General features: G+C 48.2%; 8 protein-coding genes. All 8 read right to left on the reverse strand.

Going from position 1 to position 18,449, the window contains the following annotated elements; translation table 11 throughout:
* Window positions 1-12: 12 nt before the first annotated feature.
* A complete protein-coding gene (locus CBR65_RS05215; RefSeq protein WP_087465876.1) occupies window positions 13-9,054 on the reverse strand; it encodes a filamentous hemagglutinin N-terminal domain-containing protein in 9,042 nt (3,013 codons plus the stop codon).
* A gap of 234 nt (window positions 9,055-9,288) precedes the next feature.
* Window positions 9,289-10,908, reverse strand: a complete 1,620-nt coding sequence (locus CBR65_RS05220) for a hypothetical protein (RefSeq protein ID WP_087465877.1) — start codon at window positions 10,906-10,908, stop codon at window positions 9,289-9,291.
* A gap of 338 nt (window positions 10,909-11,246) precedes the next feature.
* Window positions 11,247-12,695 carry a sigma-54 dependent transcriptional regulator gene (locus tag CBR65_RS05225; RefSeq protein ID WP_087465878.1) on the reverse strand — a complete coding sequence of 483 codons (1,449 nt, stop codon included), beginning with the start codon at window positions 12,693-12,695 and terminating at the stop codon, window positions 11,247-11,249.
* A 246-nt stretch (window positions 12,696-12,941) separates the two neighbouring features.
* The gene (fliS, locus tag CBR65_RS05230) at window positions 12,942-13,331 is read right to left on the reverse strand and encodes a flagellar export chaperone FliS (RefSeq protein ID WP_087465879.1); all 390 of its coding nucleotides are present in this window, start codon (window positions 13,329-13,331) and stop codon (window positions 12,942-12,944) included.
* Window positions 13,332-13,411: 80 nt separating this feature from the next.
* A complete protein-coding gene (locus tag CBR65_RS05235; protein ID WP_232461357.1) occupies window positions 13,412-13,690 on the reverse strand; it encodes a hypothetical protein in 279 nt (92 codons plus the stop codon).
* A 1-nt stretch (window position 13,691) separates the two neighbouring features.
* Entirely contained in the window at window positions 13,692-14,078 is a 387-nt protein-coding gene (gene fliS, locus CBR65_RS05240; RefSeq protein ID WP_087465880.1) for a flagellar export chaperone FliS, read from the reverse strand.
* 110 nt (window positions 14,079-14,188) lie between these two features.
* The gene (gene fliD, locus CBR65_RS05245; protein WP_087465881.1) at window positions 14,189-16,240 is read right to left on the reverse strand and encodes a flagellar filament capping protein FliD; all 2,052 of its coding nucleotides are present in this window, start codon (window positions 16,238-16,240) and stop codon (window positions 14,189-14,191) included.
* A gap of 295 nt (window positions 16,241-16,535) precedes the next feature.
* On the reverse strand, window positions 16,536-18,284 hold the full coding sequence (locus CBR65_RS05250; protein ID WP_087465882.1) for a flagellin: 1,749 nt from the start codon (window positions 18,282-18,284) through the stop codon (window positions 16,536-16,538).
* Window positions 18,285-18,449: the final 165 nt, after the last annotated feature.

Genomic DNA, 18,449 nt, shown 5'->3' on the forward strand with positions numbered 1-18,449 from the left:
TTGCTTTAGAAATTATTCATCTTCCTCATCATAATACTGCTGATCACGCGGCAGCATAATCGCAATATCATCGTAGAAATAATTTCTGACATTGGTGAATACGGCGGGATCAACTTCGTCCAGCGTTTCTACTTCCACCAATTGTTCATTACCCGACGCGAGTAAGTCAGACAGGCTGCCTTGAATAGTGGCCTGGTTATCTACCGTAGTCGGTCTGGTATCGAAGCCCCACAGAGGCCCCCAGCTTCGCGCACCGCCGATAAACAAATAATCCTTCACGTAAATCACCAGCATGCGATCCGGACTGCCGATACTGCCGACGGGTGTCGTGAGTACGGCTGAACGGGCGACGATATCCGGATTTTGGATATTCGGGCCGGGATCATTACTACCCAACAAATTACCGTTAGCCACATTGATCGTCAGCGTACCAATTTCATAATTGGCATTTGCCGTACCACCAGCCAAACGTGAGTCGGTTTGACTCTGGTCGTATAACGTACCCGATGTATTATCCAAGGTAATATCGCCCGCGAGATTATGAAGAACAACATCACCATTGGAATGAAGACGATTGATCGTGAGTGCTTGGCCGTTTTGCAGATCAACCAAACCGGTGTTATTGCTCAGCGACAGCTCGCTGATCATGGTTTCAAAACGGTTCTCCGCACCGATACCGGTCAGCGCATCAGCCACTAATCGATTAGCGGTTACGTTGACGCTATCGCCATTACCATCGGTGATGGCACCACGGGTTGCTGAAAGTGTGACAGTACCGGCCTCTGCGATAAACGATGTAGCAGCGATGGAAGAACCTGTGTAAGTAATACCGCCGCTGGCTGCCGTTGCCACAGCGTTAGTTCCCATCGCAATGTCACCTGCGGCAGTCAGGGTGATATTACCTTGCTGCGTGCTTAGCTGGCCTTGCTGCTGAATACCGCTGCTGAGTGATTGCAATACAATGTCATTGTTGGCTTCCAGGTTGCCTGCAAGATTCATATTGTTATTACTTGTTAAATTGATGCTACCGGCTGTGGAACGAATCAAATCATTAATTTGGGTAGTGCCACCAATATCAAGATTTACATCACCGGCCGCCGTGATGCTGCGAGCTGTCATATCGCCACTTGTGTTGACATTAACATTTCCGGCAGATGCTGCGATTTGTGTACCAGAGTTCATCGTAAACTGGCTGGCGTTAACCGTGATATCACCTGTTTCACTCAACACATTACTTTGCTGGGTCACCAATCCCTGCGCCGTGATGGTCATATCGTTTGTGGTGGTAATGGTACTACCCAGGGATATTTCTTCACCCGCGTTCAGCGCCAGAGAGCCGACATCCACCACACCATTCACAGCGATACTCTGAGCGGTCAGATCAACCGCTCCATTAGCTGTTGCTCCTGTCAATGACAAGAGATCACTATCCTGTAGTGTTACAGCATTCGCTGAATTAATTCGCACAGAGTTGAAATTATTGTTGGCATTGGTCAAGACAACGTCGCCAGCGGTAGCAAATTCGGCAAGCCCATTAATGGTCAGAACACCCGTGCCATTGATGGCACCGGTAGAATCAATCGTCAGGTTTTGCGCTTGAATATCACCGAGGTTGGTTGCAGAACTATTGCGCAACTCCACCAAGCCATTTGACGTAAAAGACAGGTTACCGGTCAGTTCATTTTCGCCGGTCAGAATAATGTCACCGCCGGTTGTATTCGCAATAAAGTCACGCGAAAAAATCAACGGCGTACTGCTGGTCAAGTTGCCGCCCAAGCGTAGATCAACGAGATTGTTGGAAGACAACTCTGCAACGTCCAGTGCATTTTGTTCTTGCAAGTAAATGCCGCCACTCGCTGCGGTGACATAAAGACTATTCACATTGGTAATCAAACGGTTGTCAGCGCTGCCTACTTGTGCCGTTCCATCAAGACGCAGACTGTTGGCGGTAATCAGCCCGGCACTATTAGCCGTGACACGGGCGTTACGCAAGGTTAATGAATTGGTTACATTCACGACGCCTTCGATATTAATTTGATCATTGCTCGCCGCCGCAATCACCAGATTATTCTTATTGGTGTAATTTATATCGGTCAGAGTGTTCAAACGATAGCGGTTGTTCGTCAGTGTAAACACATCCTCCGTCGAGGTACCGTTGACCATCAAGGAAGCCGCACGCAGGTTATCGTTTACCTGGCCAACCTGCTCAAAGGATACCGTGTAGTTATTACCGGCCGCATCGGTATATACCAATTCACCACCTGCGCTGGTGGTATTGTGAAGCGCGGTATAGTTTTCGTTACCCCCACTGATAATCAATTGGTCTGTGTTATCGCCACCCACAAAATTTACACCGCCCACGGCACCAGCCGAAATATCCGCCGTCAGGGTATCGTCGCCCGCATCACCATAAATGCCACCTTGTACCGTACCGCCATTAACAACAAAGGTGTCATTGTTATCACCGCCACGGATAGAGCCAGTTAATAAACCCTGGCCGAGCCTGAACGTATCGCGCCCCGTGCCACCTTGTAAATTAGCAAAGCCTTCGAAGGAAATGTTGTCATTAATGACGACGCTATTTTGTTCAGCACCCAACACCCAATTGTTATTACCGTTATCACCAAAAATAGTACTGTCGGCATTGTTACCTATGTAACGCTCAATATTAATAAAACCCGCACCATTGACATCAGCCAAGCGCACATCGGCATCATTGGCCAGGCTTTTATCGACGCTATCACCATCAACATGCGCCCCACCGTCCACCGTGCCGGTTAAATTGCCGTTAGCCACAAAACTAAAGGTATCATCCTGATTCCCCCCCACCGCATTCTGGAAGTTGGTAAAGGTTAAACCTGCTGCTGTTTCTGTTTTATTGAAGGTGCCGGTATTGGTACCGGTTATTTGCCAGGTATTTTCACGGTCACTCGCTACCAGAATATTATTAAAGTCTGCGTCAGCAGTTATCTCTTCAATACCCAGAACATTAATACTGTTAGCTACTGCACCGTCACCTGCCTCAAGCACCTGAACACGGCTATCGCTGCCTCTGGCAACAAGATTCACCAGATCGACACTGGCGCCACCGCCACCGTTGATAACACCTGTAATACTGGCATTGCTATTGGCGAAGATAAATTCATCAACCAGATCGCCGCCCATCAAATTAGCAAAACCTGAGAAATCGAAGGTCCCGTTTAACGTGCCTTCATTTACATCGAGAATATTCCATTCGTTTGGCGCTGAGTTGCTGCCAATTAACGTATGGTTAGCATTACTGTTGGCATCAGCTCTTTCAATGTTAAGCGCATTGAAATCAGCATCTGTTGTTTCATTGAGCGCAACGCTGAGGTTGTTGCCAGCACCGGTTAAATCCAGCGTATCGCCGTTGGTATGCGTGCCGCCGTCGATAAGGGTGACTGCGCCATTGTTAAATACACGAAAGGTATCATCGCCGGCACCACCGTTTAGCGTACCGACAAAATTATTATTGATAATAAATTCATCTGTTGACGAACCGCCCTGAAGAATTTCCATACCCACAAACTGTTCGATGTAGGTCGGGCCATTGTTTATGGAAAGATCGCGGTCATTAATGTTCCATTCGTTATTATCGTTACGACCAACAAGTGTGTCGTCGCCATCCTGACCATCAAGAGTGTCAGCACGGCCATTGGTACCCACTACAAATCGGTCGCTACCCTCTCCGCCCAAAATAGAAGCAATATCAGTATTGATGGTAAAAACATCTTGCCCACTACCGCCCTGGAGGCGTTGAATATTGGAAGAGGCCACGAGATATTCAACAGCATCTGCTGTAATGCTCACGCCGGTATCCGCCGCTATTATCCAGGCATTACTTGCATCGCGCCCGGTGATGGAGTTATCCGCTCCACCGCCACCATCGACGCTGCCGCTAATACGGCCAGGATTTTCCGAAGCAAAAACAAAGTGGTCTGAACCGGAACCGCCAACCAGACTGTGAAAGTCAATGAACTCTACCTCAAAGTTCGTGGCGGTAATAACGCCATCATTCACACCATTAGCAACCGTGCCATCTGCATCAAAATCGGTGATGTTCCAGGTGTTATTGCCTGATGCAAGAATTAAGCGCGTCTCGTCATAATCATTACCCACTACGCGCTGGATATTGGTGAGGTGAATGCTGGCATCGCCGCCACTGGTACCAAATCCCACTTGATGCGCACGTGTTGCGCCGCTGATATCAACTTGATTGACACCGTTGCGGCCATTGATTGAGCCGGTGATTGTGCTGTTGCCTGAGAAACTAAAAATGTCGTTGCCGTCGCCGCCGATGAGGTTGGCGAAGTTGGTGAAGATGATGCTTTGAGAGGTTTCGTTGGCGATGTAGCTGATTGTGCCTTCGTTGTCTATAGTGCCAATATCATCAACGTTCTCAATTCCCCAATTGACTGCCATTCCTGCTGCTGAGTTTACCGTTAAGGTGCCGCCATTTACATTTTCACTACTGATAATTTCAGCGTTGGTAACACCTCTAAAAACGCCGCTTACATCCCCGGCGAGATCAAGCTCCAGGTTATCTGCAACAATTACTGTATCGGTTAAACCGCCTCCTGCATCAATTGAACCGGTACTGATAAAATTTTCTATCTCGCCACGAAATATATCCTGTTGATTTCCGCCAGTCACATTTTCGACTCCGGAGAACCGGATATTGTTATTCAAACTGCTCACACCATTTGTGATAGACCAGGCATTCGCGCGATTCGGACCTTGAATGGTGTCATCACCTGCCTCACCAAAAAGATCTACTGATACATCACCTGTTGAGGTTATAAAAAAGATATCGTTATCACCTTGACCAAAGATATCTCCGTCAATGGTGGCACCGATATTAAATCTATCATCACCATCACCACCTCTGACACGACCGCTTATATTGTGATTGAGCGTAAACTCATCTGCGTCTGAACCACCGTGAAGGTTCTCGAAACTGTTAAAAGTAACTCGCCCGCCTGTGCCTGTGGCGCTGTCTATTCGCCCACTGTTGGTCGACGTTGTAACCCAGTCGCTCGCGATATTAAACCCGCTGAGCGTATCAGTTTGCCCGCTGCCATTAAGGGTCACATTTGAGGTAAAAAAATCGGTATGTGCCAGCACGATATTGCCAGCCTGGTCGAGATTGACATTAACGCTTCCCTGGCCCGCTGCATCGCCATGGTTAGCATTAATATCACCACCCAAGCTCACTGACGAACCAGCTGTGATAGTGATAACTCCACCAGTACCCGATGCCCCCATTACTGAAGGATCTCCTGATACCGCGCCAGCATCAGCACCCGATGTATTAATTCCGCCGATATTTACTTGACTGCCATTCAGAATGACACTGCCACCACCATGTCCGTCGCCATTCGTATTGCCAAGACCTTGTGTATTCAGAGAACCCAATGCAATAGCACCGTCACTGGTGATATTGATTGAACCACCCACTGCACCTGCTCTGGAAGTAGTAATATTGCCTGCCGTAAAACTATCAACATCATTGGCCGTTAATGAAGTAGCAGCAATAGAACTGGAGCCGGCATCCACATCACCTTGAGCATATAACGTGATACCACCCAGCTGATTGGTCGCACCAATATTTCCACCAAAAGTAATGTCATCTGCCGTAATCGTTAAAGAGCTTAGATTAGTAGAATCAATTGTTCCGGTGATTTCGACATCACCCCGTGAACCGCCATCACTTGCATCGATACTGCGCCCTTCATTGAGTATCAAACCTGCACTTAATGTAATGTCGCCGCCATCAGAAGTAATGGAGCCCAATATAAAACTGTCCACATCTCGCAACCTAATGTCACCGTCGTTGGTATTTGCCGACACAGTTCCAGTAAAATCATTAGTCTGTCCATTCAGCACGATGGTGTTATTCGATCCACCTGCCGATAACCTGGCATCCCGGGTTACAATGCTTGACCCACTAGCTTGAGAGATTCCGCCGTTCGTCGCTGTAAGTGTCAAATCGCGAACATTCACACCATTTAACGTGATGCCTCCTTCCGAATCGGTAATATTGACATCCCTTGCGCTCGTTAAAACAAAGCCACCGGTGAAACTATTGTCATCGTCTGTGAAAGTGACATTCCCCAAGCTTCCAACATCAATGGTCGTGCGGCCATTGATTGTTAGTTCGCCACTGGCTTGGGTAACGTTCATTTGTGAAATAGGCAGAGGTGAGGATCTGCGAGATATTGTCAGATTGCCTGAACAGGTTCCTGCCGAGCAATTTGCATCAGTTTTAATAATGCCCAAGACTATTGAAGAGCTTGCCGAAATGCTGACATCCCCTCCCAATGAATAGCTTCCATTATCATCATCGTCTGCATCATCAGTGTTGATAATCTGACCTGCGGAGGTAAATGTATTACCTGATGCCGTGAAATTCCCACCGGAAGTGTAAATATCATCATCAATAAACACTCCACCACTACCATTATTATCCTTGTCTGCAGTCAATGTAATGTTTAACGAGTCTCTGGCATCCGAGATTGAATCATATATTTTCTCTTCAATTGTAACGTTACCGTTAGCGGAGAAATTTAAGAATGGTTGATCATCATGACCATATGGTTGACCATTGTCATTACGCGGACCTATATCGTTATATGCCAATGTACGCGTAAGAGTAAAATTTCCCCCGGCTTCTGCTGTCACCGAACCACTTTCTGTCGTAGGCGTACCAGGTGGATAACTAAAATTCACGGAACCAAGCTCAATATCGCCACCAGAAATAATAGAGATATCCCCGGCACCACCGCTGGCTCTGGTATTTAGCGCATAATCTCCATTGTTAAAACTATTGGTAAACCTCCCGCTGTTTACAACAAAGATATTGCCGCCACTGGTTGTTAAGCTATTGCGGATATCAACGACGCCAGTGTTAAACCGATCAGCCACATCACCAGTAGCTGATAAAAATATGTCTCCGCTGTTTGTGGTTAGAGATCCGTTGATACTTAGATTACCAATTACTGAGGCACCACTACCGATATAAGGAGCAACCAGTTCTGGGTTTTCACCACCTGAAAGAGAAACGTCTCCAGCAGCGAGTAGAATGGTAGGTGCTCCACCGGAATTGAGATCTGCAGTAACTGAGGAGGATGAATCAACGACTATGTTATTACCTGCCTGGATAGAAACTGAATTAGTGAAGTTATTACCAATAACTCCGCTAATCGTAATATTATCAGCGGCTTTAATGCTAATGTTACCTGTAGTATTTAATGATCTGGAAGAAATAAGGCTGAAGTTCCTTCCTGTAGAGCTGGCACAATCAACCTCTCCGCAGCCATTAATGCCTGAGACGAAGTTTATGTCGCCTGCTCGTAAATTAATGTTCGCGTCTACTCTAATGGTATTTCCCGCTTGGAAAGTTAGATCATTTTCGTTGCCTTGGTTAGCTGAAATATCAGCGTTAACGTTAATGCTATTTGTTGCCTGTAAAATAACATCTGCAGAGCCTAAAGCCGTAACAATTGCACTTGCATTTATACCAACATCAGCTTCATCATCATATTCAAATATCCCCGTGCTTAAATCATCAGATCCACCGAAACCGACTATTGTTAAATTGGTAGGGTCAAGCAAAAGAGTTCCCTTGCCGATATCACTCGACAAATCAGCATAACCATTGAAATCCAGTTGTTCTTTCCCGGAAATTTCGGCGAACCCGCCTGCACCACTCTTTAAGCCACGAGCAAAAATACTTCCATAGTACCGAGTAATTTCGTCAGCCCAAACTATTACCTTACCCCCATCACCACTGGTCAATGCATCAGAATAGATATTTGTTTCTTCCGCAATGTATGTACGATGGGAATTTCTAACTTGATTGTTTTTTCCTTGAAAATCTCCACCGATGAGCACACTGCCACCACCAGTTGCCCCGGAAGTATCTATGCGAGCTTGGTCCAGCACACCAACATGATGACCAAGTATTTTTACCTCACCGCCTTTTTTATTTTCTTTAGCAACGGCAGATGTTTGGCTGTTCTCTGTTAGTAAGGCTGTTGATAACGCGTGCAATTCAACAGAGCCGGCAGAAGCATATTTGGAATCTGCTGAAATTACGCCACTACTAGTAACATTTTCACCAATAATTGCTACCTGCCCAGCGTTGTGAGTATCACTGGACACATCGATTGTGCCTGCATTAACCACGTCGGCACCTGCCCCCAAGGTAAAACTTCCATCGTCGTGCACGACTACACTACCGGCAGAATCCAGGTCGCCACGATTAACAGCCTGAGAAAAAATATCCTGGCTGGTACTGGCAGTTAATAAAATCCTGCCTCCTTCAGCAGATATCTCCCCATTATTGATTAGAGCAGCATCTACTCCCAACTCATCCTGCAACACCTCTTTCGTAACTCGGACACCAACTAATCCCTGCGGATCAAAGGTGACAACGGCCTCTTTTCCTGCGGCAAGATTTACTGCACCCAACCTCGCAGAAATCATGCCCTCATTTTTCACCTGTTGCCCAATCAGGGAAATTGAGCCGCCTGTGGCTGCATTGATAATCCCTGAATTAATCACCGCGCCCTCGGTACCTTCCAATGCAGTCAGCGTGAATTCTCCATTCATAAAATCCGCCGGATCTATGCTTAAACCACTAGCTATCATCCCACCAACATTAATATGCGAATTTTCTCCAAAGAAAACACCATTTGGATTTACCAACAAGATATGCCCATTAGCTTCAATGCGGCCGTGGATCTCAGAGCCGGTGTGGCTCAACACTCGATTTAGTGCCAAAGATGAAGATGATGGTTGAATAAACTGGACCCGCTCATCGGCAGCCACATCAAAACTCTGCCAGTCAATTGCCATGCGATCCGTTTGTTGCTGAACTGTTGTATTTAACCCTGACTGATCAATGGAGCCTCTCCCACCCACAACCTTTCCACCCTCCGGGCCAGCTAATGTCTGGGACGCAATCATTAGTTGCGATGCTGCAGCGATTGCCACACATAGCGTTTTACGGGAATGGATAGATTTTTTCATGGGGAATATTTCTGCATTAATAAGACAGGATGGTTACTAGTATTTAATCACCATCAACACGCAGCTCAAATTCGAACAGAAAGTAATTTTTGAGAGAGAGTATCAATTGCTTTTCTTCTCGAAATTTTCCGGTGATTTTTTGAAATGTTTCTTTATCCCGAACTTCCTTTTTGCCTATCATCTGAGCATGATGTTGAAGATGCCAGCCCTTTAAGGCTGGCAATAAAAACTTTCTTAATCAGGTGTCTGTGATTTTGAAATGACTACATACTCAGCACTTTTTGAATCAACGGCATATACACCTTGAGTTCTATTATCCAGATAAAACAGGTAAGAAAAACCAGGTTCCAGGTAAAGACTATGCACAACATTAGCCGGTGAGGTAGAAAAAGGATCAAAAAAGCTCTCCCGCTCTCCCGTATTTACATTAACTTTAAGAATGCCATTTAGACCAGAATCAAAAAATACATATTCAGCCAGGTTATCGCTCGCCATAGCACGCGCACCATAAAGTGGTAAGCCGGGTTGTGGATTTTCAAGATCAGAAATGACTTCACGGTCTCCAGTTTCCAAATCAACAGAAAACAAAGCAGCTGTAGTCGCGTCACCATCTCCTACTAGCGCACGATTGTTCTCGACATCAACCAAAATTGAGTTTGGAGCTACAAATGCTATCCCTTCATGCGAATTATCAGAAACCAGCGTTCTCTTTCCAGAAGCAAGATCGATCTTTTGCACATTAGGTACATCTTCATCAACAATATATGCAATATTTGGATCGTTTGGATCAAGAGTAATATTGGCCGGAGCGCTTAGGATGGGCTGTTGATCATCAGGAGTTTCACCATCACTTAGTAAAGTCCGAGTACCATCCGCCAGATCCACCACAATAATTTTCCTACCTTGATCCAGAACCAGGGCACGATTTCTATCAGCATCTGCATCAACAACAATTCCGGTTGGACGCAGAAATGTATTTTCAGTATTCGGAGTATCTGGGCCTGACAAAATCGTTCTTACACCAGTGAGAAGATCCACAGCGATGACTGCGGAAATTCCGTCCACATATTCAAAATTCGTGACTAATATACGATTGTTCGCTTTATCAAAGGTCAAATGATTTCCGTAAGTAATTGGATTGTTCTCATCAGGAAATTCTCCAGCCTCCTCAGCACGATGAATCACCACAGAACTCGCAGTCTCATTAACGTTATCTGCATCATCCACCACTTCAACAACAAGCTGGTTTTCGCCTTCAGCCAGAGTCACGGTCGCTGTCCAATTGGTATCATCACTGAATACCGCTTCAGCATCATTTACCATCAAACTCTTGATGCCACTGTAATCATCGTTTGCAACACCACGTACCAAGATGGTTTCTGCATCTTTCATGGACATGGGTGGGGGGAAAGTAATCTGTGCAGTGGGGGGCGTTGTATCGGCGAGGGTTGTCACTACAAATGTGCCGGTCACACCGCCAATGTTCAACGTGGCGCTAGAATCGGTTTCCAGGCTCGTTGATGCCACGACTTTGACAGTCACCATTTGGCCGTTAGTCACTGTGCCAGCGCTGCTGGTGTAGCCACCATCATTGATCGAATATTGACCCCCTTCAACACTGATTGCCGCAGGCGCATTAATACCACCGACGGTGATAGGCTCGGAAACCACATCCTCACCCGGCTCTGCATCAGCGACTACATTCAAGGTAAACGCATTCGGCGTAGTATCCGGTGGAGTAATCGGTGGTTCATTGCCACCGCCACCGCTTCCGCCACAAGCGGTCAATGCCGCAATAATTCCTATGAAAAAGGTTTGTTTGATCCATGATTGCGGGCTTTGAACAATCGTCATGACGAGTAGTACTCCTGTAACAAAACGTGATTTTTTGCGACAACCTTGAGACCGGGCGGTTTCAGGGCAAACGGCGCAAAGTATGACAGAGGTCACATAAAGGGAGTGTGATGGTGTTAAAAAATAGTACGGAAGTTATAACCAAAATTAGTGAATTGTCCCTTACAAGCAACGGTATACCATTGCTTTTACTCATTTTGGAGGCAGGTATCTGTTAAAAGTTGTAAGAAGGTCATCCGTTCTCTTCCGGATTTTCAACGGGAAGCAAGCACAATGAAATTAACTTTCATTATGCTTAATAAAGATTTGCCTTGATCGAGAGTTTAAAATCCTAAATCTCACCGCTGCAAATCATACTTCCGCATCTTCTCCACCAAGGTAGTACGTCGAATACAAAGCCGATCTGCCGCGCGGGCGACAACACCGCCGCAATCATTTAGCGCCTGTTGAATTAAATCGCGTTCCAGGTTGGTGATATATTCGCGCAAATCGATGCCTTGCTCTGGTAGCAAAGGCGTGTCGTTCATACTGACGTAACTGGCGTTGCCGTTTAGGGCTGCTGTTTGTGCTTGCGGGATAAATTCTTCATCGGTTAAATCGACATGGCGATATTTGGCCGGCAAATCCTGCACACCAATGACACCATAGGGATGCATGATCGCCATACGCTCGACGAGGTTGGCGAGCTCACGCACATTGCCTGACCATTCATGATGGCACAGCGACATAATCGCAGCGGAGTTAAAACGAATAGAACCGCGCTGCTCACTTTCCATGCGTGAGACGAGTTCATTAATCAATAGCGGAATATCTTCTTTGCGTTCTTTCAGCGCGGGCAATTCGATGGGAAAAACATTGAGCCGATAATATAAATCTTCGCGGAAACGAGCATCGCTGATCATGCCTTCCAGGTTGCGATGCGTCGCGGCAATCACACGGACATCGACACTTTGCGTTTTATTGCTCCCTACCCGCTCAAAGCAACGTTCTTGTAACACACGCAGAATTTTTACCTGCATGTTCAGCGGCATATCGCCAATTTCATCGAGAAATAATGTGCCGCCTTCCGCTAATTCAAAGCGGCCGGCGCGGGAATTAATTGCACCGGTGAAAGCGCCCTTTTCATGACCAAATAATTCGCTTTCCAATAATTCGGCGGGGATTGCGCCGCAGTTTACCGGCACGAAGGGTTTATCACGACGCGGGGAGTTGTAATGCAGGTTGCGGGCGACCACTTCTTTACCCGTACCGGATTCGCCGGTTATCAATACTGAGACATCTTTATCTGCTACTTGCGACATCATCTCACGCACATTCTGGATCACGCGGCTGGTACCGACCAGGCTGCGAAACAGGTGCACCGGGCGGCGCTGCGGTTGGCGTTTGCTGACGGATTGGGCTTCGCGATAGAGCTGGGCGCGATGAAGTGTGTCGACCAATTTATTGTAGGTGGGAGGCACGGAGAGCGTGGCAATGATCATATGCCGCAACGAATCTTCAAGGCCAGCAGCAATGGACGTCTCATCACCGACCATCACCACAGCGAGCTCATCGTTCCATTGGCGTATGTCTTTCAGTAACTGATCCAGCCCCTGTTTGGCAGAGTGATAGTTACCGATAAACACCGCTGCATAATCTTCGCTTCCCGCTTCGGTGTTAACCGCCGCTTGCCATTCAGAGGCTGGGGTAGCGAGGCTTGTTTCACTGATAAAGTCGAGCAAAATCTTCAAATCGTGTCGACGTTGTTGATCATCGTCGATCACCAATACTTTATTATTACGCCACATACCGCTATGACCTTATGTCGTTTTCAGTGGGAAAAACAGCCACCCTTGGACAATACCCCGCCACAAGCAAACCATGCTTTCGAGTCAAACAAGTGACTAGCGCCACTAAGTAATAGACCAGAATAATGGCTTGGTCAAATAAATGACGCCTGGGGTTGCCTCGATCAATGAGGTCAAAAATTAGCCGTGCATCACACTCAAAATGTGATGTACGTCGAAAAATTGGCGATTTTGGCAGTGTTTGGCTTAGGGGGCAATCCCATCCCAGCCGGATTTGACGGTCTTGAGCAGTTCCGTGACCTCGGTGACCATACTGATGTCGTTCTGATGTGAGGCTTCCAGCAAACGCGCTTCCATGTATTCGTAGAGGCTATCCAGTTGACCCGGCAGTTCGCCCGGCACGTTCATATCCAGGCTATTGCGCAAACCGCCGATGATGCTGATCGCCTGACCCAGATATTTGCCCTTGTTAGGAATATCGCCGCGCTCCAGGGCGCCTTTCGCTGCCGCCAGCCGAGCCAGAGCACCTTCGAATAATAATTGGATGAGACGATGGGGAGAGGCGCTGCTGACTTCAACTTCCAGGCCGAGTTGGCGATATTGTTTGAGGGCTTCGGTGGGGTTGTAATTGGACATGCGGGCCTCCCGTTGATGACTAGTCTTTTATAAGCAACTCTAAGCCTAGCAGCAAATAGCGGGAGGGTCTGGAAAGCGTGTCAGATAGCCATCGCCGCCACTTGCTGGCGACAACGATCAATCACGGTGGCATATACGGCTTTTAATTCTTTCAGGGCGACGATTAAACCAGCCTGCCCGGTATGACGATTTGCCTGGATGACTTTGTCCACCAGTAACGGGCAGGATTGATCCAATCGACGCAGTTTCATCCAGTCGCTGGCTTGCAGTGCAGCGGCCATCTCATGTTGCAAGCTGCGTAACTGCATCACGCCGTGGATGCCGGCGTAGTCCGGATCAGGAACCAGAGTCACAGCCATCTCACACCTCCGTTGCAATGGCATCCCAGGCAGTTTTGATTTCATTCAGCAAACGCCCGCACTCGTCCAGACGCTCAGGGTCGTTGTGAAAATTCGCTTCGGTTAAACGACGAATCACGTAATCGTAAAGGTCATCGAGATTGGCAGCCAATTGGCCACCTTCCTTATCATTCAAACTACCCTGCAACCCACCAACGATGTTGACAGCCTTGCCAATTAATTCGCCTTTACGTGCAATTTGATTTTGCAGCATGGCACCTTTGGCTTGGGCAATACGCTCAAGGGCGCCTTCAAACAACATTTGAATCAAACGATGCGGTGAGGCATCCGCCACACCGGAATGCACTTTCAAGGACGAATAACTTTTTGCTGCCTGATACGAATTCATAGAGTTTTCTCTTGCCGGTGATAACTGCAACGGAACTGCTTTGCTTACCGAAGTTAGCGGCCTACGTGAGTTGAACTTTAGGCAGCCAGAAAATTTAAAGAGTGTTTCAATTAATTATTTTGCGACGTGAAAGGCAAGCGATCCACTAACCCATCAAGAAAGCTGCCCGTGTTGTTCAGGCTGCGTACAATGGACTCCATAGCGATAAACTGCGATTGCAAACGCAACCGATAAGCCTCACTGCGGCGCTCCAGTTGCTCCATATCTTCTTCGACATTATCGATTTCTTTATCGATATTGGTTTCGCGACCTTTGATCAAGCCGGAATTTTTCAGGAAGTCATTGATCAGGCTGTCCATCTGTCCGGCAAAACCGCGCGAGAAACCAATGGTCGCGTTGGTTACACCCGGAGTCACCAACATGCTCAAGCCTTCAGCCTTGCTGCCAATAGCAGGAAGCAGTACGTTGCCAAAACCAAATGCTTCAACACCGTCCACAGTGCCCGCAACATCTTTACCGGCTGTACCGATACCGACACCAATGCCCAGGTCTGCCATATCGGCACCTACGCTGGTGAAGGAGACATTGCTCGCGGCACCATAGGCGTTAGAGGTAAATTCGAGCTGGTTAGTATTGGTATTAAATGCGACCTGTACACCGACACGGCCGTTTTTAACCTCGGAATCGAGGTTGATTAACGACTGCATCTCTGCTGCCAACTCTGCACCGCTGGCGTAAACCTTGCCATCTGGTAGCGTGATGGTAGCGGCGCTCACACCGTCCACAACCACATTAAAGCTGTAATCTTTTCCGGTTGTGTCAATCGGAAATGTCATCGCGCCGGCAATAAACTGCCCTTTCTCCGGCTGTTGAGTAATAACCACTTCATAGCTGCCAGGTTGACTCGCACCACTGAAGGCAGTGACATCCAGCAGGCTGTTCGATGAGGAAGTTTTGGGCGTGAACAAATCCCTTACCGCATCAAAGTTTTTATCAATAGCGGCACGGAAATCGGTGTTGGTTCCGTCTTCCACAATCTTCAATGTACCGTCTAACTCGGTGCGAATACCCAAGGTAGATAAGGAATCAAAACCATTGGTGATACCGGCCACTGAACCGGTCATCATGGAGCGAATACTTTGCAGTAAATTTTTGGCCAAAGGGTCCTGGCGTAAACTGCCGTACTCACCCAACTCTTCATCAAAGCCAACCAGTTTTTCGACTTCGCCAAGGAAGGTGTTGTAAGTTTCCACAAAATCGCGAATCGCGGTTTCGGCAATACTTTTGTCGGCCGAAATATTGATGCTCACCGTTTCAGTCGGCGAGCTGTTGAAGATGTCAAACTCCATGCCTTCAATCACATCAGTCAAGTGATTGGACTCGCGCGTCAATAACAAACCGTTTACACGCACCAAGGCATTAGCGCCGCCTTGTTCTTGGACCAATGCCTGATTGGATGTATTGAAATTGAAATTTGCCAAACCCGGTGCGCCGCCATCTTCTGCTGCGGTCAGCTCAATCTCATTCGCTTCACCAGAAGGTGCGGTCAACAATAATTTATAAGAGCCACCATCACTCACGATGGTTGCCTGAACACCAATGTCGGCCTCGTTGATCGCGTCGCGCAAACCACTAAGCGTGTTGTTGGTGTCGTCAATGGTGATGGTTGCCCCGCTCTTGGCGGTGTTTACCGAGAATTCATCGAGCGTTTCATTCCAACTGCCGAACCGCAGTGTCAACGTGCCCTTGCCTACCGCGTCGTTAACGCTGCTGTAAGAACCTGAGCTGACGGATTGGGCCTGTGCAATCTGTTCGACTTTCAAACGGTAGTCGCCCGCTACGGCCTTCGCGTCCAGCTTGGTAATGCCCAGCAATGAGGTGTCGGGGATGGAGACCGCTTTGGCATTGAAGGTATCGGGGCTGGCGAGCGCATTGGCGGCGGTTTGTAAGGTCGCAAAAGAGCTGCGCAGCAAGCCGAAGTCTGAAATCTGGGTTTCAAGGAGTGTCTGGCGAGAGGTAAGACGATTCAGTTCCGGTGTCTTGTTGATTTCCACCAGTTGCTTGATCAGTGACGCTGAATCAATACCCGAACCGCCGCCCAGCGAGTTGATGATGCTGGAACCGGGGTTGGTGGTAGTGCTTGAGCTGGTGCTGTCAACCATGAAAACTGTCCTCTGGCGCCGGGGGATCAATATCCGCAGACATTGCTATGCTTGTATCGTTAAGGATAGCGGCAAACCTTGCCCAAACTTTAGTCGAATTGGAAAATATTCTCTCACTGGCCGGCTGTGTTGGGTTGGTGGAATGTGGTGTCGGATTACGCCCCTTTCGGGGCTAATGCGACCTACGGGTGTTGAGAACACCAGTAGGTCGGATTAGCTGCGCAGCAGCGTAATCCGACGCGATCCCACCAACCGGGTCAGGGCTACATCACCACAACCCGGTGGTAATCCCCACTTATTGCAGCAACTGCAATACCTGCTCAGGTCTGGCGTTGGATTGCGCCAGCATCGCGGTAGCAGCCTGTTGTAACACCTGGGCACGACTCAGGTCTGCGGTCTCGGCAGCAAAGTCAGCATCCACAATCCGCGAACGGGCGGCAGATGTCTTCTCTGATACGTTCGACAAGTTCGACACAGTAAAGTCCAGACGGTTGTTAACCGCACCTAGATCAGCGCGCGTTGCGCTCACCTGGTCGATACCCTTGTCGATGATCGCAATAGCGCGTTGTGCGCCGTCGGCAGTGGAGATATCAATACTGGCAACAGAACCCACACCTTCAGTCGCATTACGCTCTTGCAAGCCGGTAAAGGCGAGAACATCTGCAGCAGCAGCTGTTGCGCCATATTTGATGGAAATCTCACCACCACTGGCTGAACGCAAAGCAATCTGATCAGTACCCGATAAGAACGCAACCACACCCGTTTGTGAGGATGCTTCGTTGATGACACGAATGGCTTCCGTCGTGGTATCACCCACAGCCGCACCGCCATTAATCGCACCGATTTCAATGCCATTGATAATCAGGTCGCCTTCTGCGAGTGTGCCATCCGCTGTCACGGCAGTGATAGATGAACTCACCAGGTTTCCGTCCGCGTCTTGGGCGTCGATACCCAAAGCTGCCATCTCACCTGCGGCAATACCCGCTCCGGTTTCAATGGTCACGCCGCGTTTCTCAACGCTGGTGTCATTGAAAACCAATGAGAAGTTGGTAAGACCACCGTTGGTAACATCATCCAACCCGGTTGCAGCATTGTTGGTCGTGTTGTCAGCGACGGTAATCGACGTAGCGCCCGCCGCCGTCAACACTAACTTGCCGCTTTCATTCAACGTGGCTTCGATGCCGGTTTCTTCGTTAATTTTTGCAACCAGTTCTTTCATGCTGTTAGTGCCGGTGAGCACATACACTTGCGAGTTGCCGTCACCGTCAACCTTGGTCAGGGTCAGCGTATCTGTACCGGGACGCAGAATACCCGAGCCGGTATTGTCAGATGTAATCTGCACCAGCGATGCAGCTTCAGCACCCTTGCCATCGAGGTCACTATTAATGATTGCCAGGGCTTCATTCAAGGTGGTTGCCGGGCTTAAATCGCTGATCGCCGTACCGTTGACGATAAGCTCATCGCCACCTGCCAATGCCGTTAAAGAAGCCAGGCCAGCTGTGGTTGCCTCACCCACGATATCACCGGAAGAGCCGCCCAATGACGAGGTACTGAAAGAAGCAATGTTGATATCAATGGTCTGGTTCGCTTCAGAACCTACTTGCAAGGTCGTGTTGCCTAAAGAACCGTCCAACAATGGCTGGCCATTAAAAGAGGTTGTCTCGGCAATACGATTCAATTCCAGTTTTAATTGCTGCACTTCTGCGTTCAACGTATTGCGGTCAGCATCGGAGTAAATACCGTTCGCTGATTGAATAGAAAGTTCGCGCATACGCTGCAAAATGTTGGTCACTTCCTGCAATGCACCCTCGGCAGTTTGCACAAGGGAAACACCGTCGTTTGCGTTGCGCACTGCCTGGTTCAAACCGCGAACTTGTGAAGTCATGCGGTTGGAAATGGCAAGACCTGCTGCGTCGTCTTTCGCGGAGTTAATGCGTTGACCAGACGCCAAGCGCTCAGTAGAACGATCCAGGGCGTTCCCGGAGTTCATCAACTGGCGTTGCGAATTGATCGACGCGACGTTTGTGTTAATGACTAAAGACATAATAAATCTCCTAGTGATTATTCCTGCTCAGAGGATTTACTCTCCGGGACAAGTCGATTGACGAAGCCTGTAAACTTGTCAACAGACTTCTGGCAAACCCTGTGCATTACTGACCGATAACAACATGGTCAACACCTTCAGGATTTTTACATGGTGCCTGAGTGC

Source organism: Cellvibrio sp. PSBB006 (genome assembly GCF_002162135.1).
In the GTDB taxonomy this organism is placed as follows: domain Bacteria; phylum Pseudomonadota; class Gammaproteobacteria; order Pseudomonadales; family Cellvibrionaceae; genus Cellvibrio.